The 5,597-nt window shown below is 61.3% G+C and carries 14 protein-coding genes; all 14 read left to right on the forward strand.

What is annotated here, in order from left to right; all coding sequences use genetic code 11:
* Positions 1 to 165 precede the first annotated feature (165 nt).
* The 14 genes from LO50_RS24940 (at position 166) to LO50_RS18460 (ending at position 5,589) form a co-directional block, all read left to right on the forward strand.
* On the forward strand, positions 166 to 327 hold the full coding sequence (locus LO50_RS24940; RefSeq protein WP_161794496.1) for a hypothetical protein: 162 nt from the start codon (positions 166 to 168) through the stop codon (positions 325 to 327).
* An 80-nt stretch (positions 328 to 407) separates the two neighbouring features.
* The gene (locus LO50_RS18400) at positions 408 to 656 is read left to right on the forward strand and encodes a hypothetical protein (RefSeq protein ID WP_044315913.1); all 249 of its coding nucleotides are present in this window, start codon (positions 408 to 410) and stop codon (positions 654 to 656) included.
* A complete protein-coding gene (locus LO50_RS18405) occupies positions 653 to 853 on the forward strand; it encodes a hypothetical protein (RefSeq protein WP_044315914.1) in 201 nt (66 codons plus the stop codon). The genes LO50_RS18400 and LO50_RS18405 overlap by 4 nt, the downstream gene beginning before the upstream one ends.
* A gap of 61 nt (positions 854 to 914) precedes the next feature.
* The gene (locus LO50_RS18410; protein WP_044315915.1) at positions 915 to 1,142 is read left to right on the forward strand and encodes a hypothetical protein; all 228 of its coding nucleotides are present in this window, start codon (positions 915 to 917) and stop codon (positions 1,140 to 1,142) included.
* Positions 1,142 to 1,468: a hypothetical protein gene (locus LO50_RS18415; RefSeq protein WP_019406855.1), complete on the forward strand. Its 327-nt coding sequence runs from the start codon at positions 1,142 to 1,144 to the stop codon at positions 1,466 to 1,468. Before LO50_RS18410 ends, LO50_RS18415 begins: the two co-directional genes overlap by 1 nt.
* Positions 1,461 to 1,694, forward strand: coding sequence for a hypothetical protein (locus LO50_RS18420; protein ID WP_044315916.1), 234 nt, complete (start codon positions 1,461 to 1,463; stop codon positions 1,692 to 1,694). The genes LO50_RS18415 and LO50_RS18420 overlap by 8 nt, the downstream gene beginning before the upstream one ends.
* On the forward strand, positions 1,687 to 2,067 hold the full coding sequence (locus LO50_RS18425) for a hypothetical protein (protein WP_044315917.1): 381 nt from the start codon (positions 1,687 to 1,689) through the stop codon (positions 2,065 to 2,067). Before LO50_RS18420 ends, LO50_RS18425 begins: the two co-directional genes overlap by 8 nt.
* A gap of 61 nt (positions 2,068 to 2,128) precedes the next feature.
* Entirely contained in the window at positions 2,129 to 2,482 is a 354-nt protein-coding gene (locus LO50_RS18430; RefSeq protein ID WP_019406858.1) for a hypothetical protein, read from the forward strand.
* Positions 2,483 to 2,749: 267 nt separating this feature from the next.
* Positions 2,750 to 3,037 carry a hypothetical protein gene (locus LO50_RS18435; protein ID WP_044315918.1) on the forward strand — a complete coding sequence of 96 codons (288 nt, stop codon included), beginning with the start codon at positions 2,750 to 2,752 and terminating at the stop codon, positions 3,035 to 3,037.
* 234 nt (positions 3,038 to 3,271) lie between these two features.
* Entirely contained in the window at positions 3,272 to 3,712 is a 441-nt protein-coding gene (locus LO50_RS18440; protein ID WP_044315919.1) for a phage protein NinX family protein, read from the forward strand.
* Positions 3,709 to 4,311: a hypothetical protein gene (locus tag LO50_RS18445; protein ID WP_044315920.1), complete on the forward strand. Its 603-nt coding sequence runs from the start codon at positions 3,709 to 3,711 to the stop codon at positions 4,309 to 4,311. Before LO50_RS18440 ends, LO50_RS18445 begins: the two co-directional genes overlap by 4 nt.
* 35 nt (positions 4,312 to 4,346) lie before the next feature.
* Positions 4,347 to 4,673: a hypothetical protein gene (locus LO50_RS18450; protein ID WP_019407018.1), complete on the forward strand. Its 327-nt coding sequence runs from the start codon at positions 4,347 to 4,349 to the stop codon at positions 4,671 to 4,673.
* A gap of 21 nt (positions 4,674 to 4,694) precedes the next feature.
* On the forward strand, positions 4,695 to 4,874 hold the full coding sequence (locus LO50_RS18455; protein WP_019407019.1) for a hypothetical protein: 180 nt from the start codon (positions 4,695 to 4,697) through the stop codon (positions 4,872 to 4,874).
* Positions 4,875 to 5,064: 190 nt separating this feature from the next.
* Positions 5,065 to 5,589 carry a hypothetical protein gene (locus LO50_RS18460; RefSeq protein ID WP_201775191.1) on the forward strand — a complete coding sequence of 175 codons (525 nt, stop codon included), beginning with the start codon at positions 5,065 to 5,067 and terminating at the stop codon, positions 5,587 to 5,589.
* Positions 5,590 to 5,597 lie beyond the last annotated feature (8 nt).

A 5,597-nucleotide genomic window follows, 5' to 3' on the forward strand; every position in this document is an offset into this window, starting at 1 on the left:
GGTACGCCGGCCGCGATAGCCTATGCCCGCTCGAAATCCCAGAGAAAAACATCCGCTGGGAATCCTGTCGGTCAGCTGGTGCAACGGCTGCTCCGGCGAGGGCTTGGGATTCCCCAGCCCCGTGCGAGCCTGTATCCATCACCAGCCGATACCGAGCAAACCGCCATGGAACTCAATACCGCCGAACAGATCATCAGCGCCGTCGAAGCCGCTCACGTACAGGCCGAACACCTGAGCGCCCACAACGCCTGCAAGGCAGCTGGCGTTGCGTTCGCTGATTACAAGGCTGCGCGTCTGGCCGTCTACGGGCTCAATCCTGGGTTGTGATCGCTGCATGCCCCTGGCGCCCTTGGGATTCGCCAGCGGCATGAGAGGCTGGAATCGCAGTCAAGCAAGTTCGAGGCGACATGATGAATACCGAAAACCACGTTCCCGTAGAGGCACCGCGCAGCCAGCTGATCGGTACGACCGCTGTCGTTGATGGCTGGCCTGTCACGTATGTCGAATCGGGCAGCAATCCGGCTATTCGGCACCGCAAGTACACGGCGAACTACACCCGCGTGAGCGACCGGCAGTGGAAGGTCGGCCGCCGCAGCTTCAAATCGCGAAGCAACGCGCTGCGCGCACACGCCACCACGCAGGGAGGTGCGCAATGAGCCGCGAGAACATCACCATCGAAGACCGGCTGCACGCGGCCGGCTACAAGACCGAGCGCATCGGCGATGTCGTCAACGTCCATGATCCGATTAAGCAGGTGGTTGTCGGTTCGCCCCGGCTGGTCACCACGGGCTGGCGGCTGGTCGAGATCCGCAATTGCGCCCAGGCATGGGCGTTCATCGAAGAAAGGAGCTGACGGTTGTGAGCGGAAAAAATTCTCCTGAAATAGCCGTCCTGCACACCAAGGGAGGTGCCCTGTGAGCCTGATGCACAACGTAACGAGCGCCTACGATGCTGAGGATGGTCGCCGGGTCGAAGCCATTGCCCGCACGCTCATGAGCGAGTTCTACGGGCGCGAGCTGACCGAAGAGGCGAACGAGCAAACCACGCTGCGTGCGATGGCGCGCAAAGGCGAGCCCCGCGCAGAACGCTGCGTCGCGGTCGCGGGCGTACTGATCAACTACATGCGCGAGGAGCTGGAGTGATGGATCAGGCTACGCGCTACCACCCGAACCATCCGCACATCGAAGGTCGCGACGTTGTGCTGGCCTCCGAACACGAGGCTCTGCATGCCCGTGTCGGCGAGTTGGAGCAGTTGCTGCGCGACACTACCGCCGTGGCCATCACGATGCTGTTCGACAGTCACCCCACCGATACCAGGGCCGAATTCAGCCGCAATGAGCTGCTGGCGGTGATTACTGCCAGTCAGCACCTGCAGGATGCTCGTGTTGAGCACGTCTATCGCCGCGCCTGGAATGCCGTCACGCCCACCCCCGCTGCGAAAACTCAGGAGGCGCCGTCTCATGGCTAGTTTGCTCTCTGCTCGGACGTGCAAGGCCTGTGGCGGGCACGATCTGAGCTGGGCCACTCACAACAGGGTCACCTCCGGCGCACCGGACGGACGGCTGCGCAGCAATGAGGTCCAGTGCCAGTTTGTCCTGGGCTGCGACGGCTGCTCCGAAACGCTGGCCGTGGTTGACGCCGATCAGGTAGCCGAATACCTGACCAGCCTGAGCAAGGTGCACCGCAATGAGTAAACGCCGGCTCACGGCTTTTCGGCTCGAACTTCCGTATTTCTGGAGAGGAGTTTTTCGCCTGGCTAAGTGGCTGGCGGTCGCAGCTCTGATCCTGCTCGCGCTCAATGTGGTCGGCTATTGGTGCTTGCAGCTGGACGTTTATGGCCTTGACACGGCCGTCTACACGCAATGGCCGGACAATTACGCAGGGCGAGCGTTGAAGCTCGCTGCTCTCGGGTTCATTGCGAGTATCCAGTTCGGTGGCGGTGCTGTGCTTGCTGTGGGGGCCGCTGTCTTCGCGTTCCACGGCATTGCGTGGCTTGGCGGTTATCGAGAAGAGAAAAACGCGGTCGCCGGTAGGGCACATCTCGACCGAGCTGGCCCCGCAGAGTGACCCGCCGCACTGGCGCTATGCCGGTGCGCGGCCTGATCACCCTCAACCCTGGAAGGGAATGATGAACGACGACAACAAGCAGCCCGAGAACGCCACCCACGGCACGGCCCTCACAGCCAAGGACGCCGAGTTGTACAAAGGCGTGAACACCACCAATCCTCCTCAGCATGCCAAGCTGCTGCATGGCTGGACGCCACCGACACCGCCTGCCGGCTACCGCAATCTGGTGGCTATCCTTGCGCCGGTGGTCGGCGTGCCGGGAAAATCGCACGATTGGTTCCTTGACTACCTCGACACCGAGACGGCTGTTTTCGCCTCGGAAGAACATCAGTTCGATGTCCCGTGGCCATGGGCTGACGGCTTTCAACCACAACCCGCCGATTGGGACGCCATCGGCATTCCGGCCCTGACATAAGGCCGGCATGGGAAAGTTGTCCTGGGCTGATCGGGCAGCGCCTGTCGTTGCTCAGACCATCCGTGAAGTCGGGCGCAGCGACCTGAAGGCGTTGCGCTTGGCGCTCGCCGAGGCCTATCCATTCGGCAAGCGAACGGGCTGGCCCTACAGGGTCTGGCTTGCCGAGTGTCGCCGCCAGCTTGGCCACCCACTTAGACCGCCAAAGCCAGATCCAAATCACCCGCAGCAACCCCTGTTCTAGCCAATCGTTTCGCTGAGGTAATCGCAATGCAAATCTGGGGCGTAGACATCAAGCACCCATCACCGAAGGACCTCGCCATCGCCACGGCGATGATCCTTGCCTACGCGCTCTTCTGCCTGATCGTCCCAGAATCCGGGGGCGCCGACGCTGGCCGGAACCTTCCTGGGCTGGTGCCTGTAGCAATCGGCGCCATTGCGGCTTCATTCGGCCTGAATCCAGGCAATGGCTGGCGCGCGTGCATTTTGCTGCTGATCGTCTCGGCTATCACCTTCGTCCTCATCCAAGTGCTGCTCGGTTTATTGGCGCCGGTCTGAGTGCTGGCGCGGTGCGGTGCCTGATCTGCCTTGCTCCTCCTCGTCCTCCTCTCACTACCTTGCGGCTATGCGCTTGGGTTTCCTCCGCCTTGCAATAACCTCGAAATCAGTCCATCACGAGGCCCAACCAATGAACGCGACCCTTCCCCATACCCACCAGGAAATCCTGGATCAGATCGGCAGCATCGAAGCGCCCGAGGCCGCAGGTCAGATCACCAATGGGGGGCGGAACTGATGAATTGCATCGAAGTGAATGCCTGCGACCTGACCGGGCGAGCACTGGACTTGGCGGTGGCTATGTCCGAAGGCGCCACCAACCTGCGCTTCGATACGGTGGCGTGCTGGTGGTTTACCCTCAATGGCGTGGATCGGGTACTGAGCAGCGGCTGGTCAGCGGCGCAGAACTACTGTCCGTCTACTGACTGGAACTACGGCGGGCCATTGATCGGCAGGGAGCTTATCTCCTTCAGCGAGGTTTGCAGCCGGGAGAAGGACGGCCGCAATGTCACATCATGGCTCGCAACCTGCCGCCCCGTTCACCAATTCCAGAACTACACCAGCCGCAACAGCGTTTTCAGCGGTGAAGGGCCAACTCACTTGATCGCCGCCATGCGCTGCTACGTGGCAAGCAAGCTGGGCGCCCGCGTGAGCATTCCAAAGGAGCTGCTGCAATGAGCTTCGACAAAGTAGCAGCAGGCGAACTGTCGGGGCGCGCTCTTGATTGTGCTGTGGCACTAACGCAAGGCTGGGTCTGGGCGAAGAACTGCATCGACCGCGAACGTGACGACGATCTTGCTCAGTACCGGCGCAATTCAACGCAGCGGTGGGCCATCGGCTCGTTGTGTCTGATCAGCGAATACCAGCAGGCCGGACTCAATGCGGCCAAGCCCAACGAGTATGGGTGGATGCTCCCGGCCGGGGGCGAGCCAGTGTCCTTGGGAGTCGCGCACCCCGACCTGCCATCCTTCTCAACCAGCCGGGACCTGAGTGGCCTACTGGTCGAGCATTTTGGCATCAGCACCGTTCGTTGCGACGACGATTGGGGCAAAGACGCCCAGGGATACTGCAACAACGTGCGGATACCCGTCTGGTGCGCCGTCATGGGGCAGCACAGCATCTGCACCTCGACGGAACACCAATCACACGATGCCATGTACCAGATAGACGCATCGGAAGCGCTATATGGCAACACAGCGGCCATCGCAGCCATGCGCTGTCTGGTCGCCGCCAAGCTCGGCAAAGTAATCCGATTACCGCAGGCGCTCTTGGCCTGAGCGGTGAAACGCACACACTACCCAAAGGAACCCGCATGACTCTTCATACCCTCGCTTCCATCGCCCTGCTCGGGGTCGGCAACGTGCTTGCCGCGCTGATCATTCTGGCAAGCCTGAGAGGCAAACTTGCACCGAAGTGGTCGCAACGCTGGGGCAACGTCATCGTTGTGCTGTCCCTCCTTGCCCTGCTAATCAAGCTCGATGCGCCCGCAACGAGCGTATGGCTGGTGATTCTGGATGTCTGGAGCCTTTGCCTCGCGATTGTCGGCACTCTCTGGGGCGCCCTGGGCGACGTGGTGTGCACGGCCATCCGGTCGAAGATCGGTTGGAATGCCGCCCTACGGGATGCCGTCAACGAATAACCTGCCGAGGGGTAGCAGTACATGAGCCAGACGCTGGATGAATTCGTCGCCGAGGTGCGCTCGGACCTCGAAGGCTTTGTTGCCGAGTATCAGGCGCAACACGCCAAGGACCCGGAGCGTTATCCGCTGGTGCTGGGAGACGATAACGCCGGCCTCTGGCTGGAATTCTTCGTCGAGTACATGACCAGGGCATCCGCGTGAAGCCCAGCACTCGAATGATCGCGGCATACTACCGATCCGGTAGGTTGAGCGAGTTGCGCCGCGCCGGGCTGATGACTGACGCTGAGTACAAGCGGCACGTTGAGGCGGCAAATCAGTTCGAGCAGGAAAAATCTGTGTCGTCTGATCGCCCACGTAAGGCTAGATGATCCCCCCGCTACAGGAGCACCCGATGGACGAGTTGCAGGCCGGCGCCGCGAACGTGGCCAACATGGCAGATTTCACGCAGAAGCGCATGGCCAAGCAGGCTGGTGGTAAGCCGGAGCCACTGGAGAGTTTCAGCGAAGGATTCAAGTGCAACCGCACCGGAATTGTTTTCCCGAAACTGTACCGGGCACATTATCCGGTACTCGATCTGTACGAGGGCAGGTCAGAGCCGGTTCACGATGGAAGTTTTTTCCTGCAGTACCAGCTGACGCCAGCTGAGCAGTACGCGAACGGGTCATGGCCGGGAGTGCCGCAGGCGAAGATTGAGGCGTTCCAGGTGCTATCCGATGATGACAAATGCTGGCTGGAGGTGTTTGCATTCCCCACCCGCGAGCGTGCCGAGGGTTTCCGCGACGCCGCGCTGAGATTCTTGCCCGAGGCTGGGCCGGACATGATCACGCAAGGGCCTAGCGGCTTCTTCTGCATCACCGCCCGCCAGGACAAGCCCAATCTGGGGTTTGGGGAGCAATGGAACCAAAAACCAACGTAAGCTCTGAA

Origin of the sequence: Stutzerimonas stutzeri, assembly GCF_000935215.1 — a bacterium.
GTDB lineage: Bacteria > Pseudomonadota > Gammaproteobacteria > Pseudomonadales > Pseudomonadaceae > Stutzerimonas.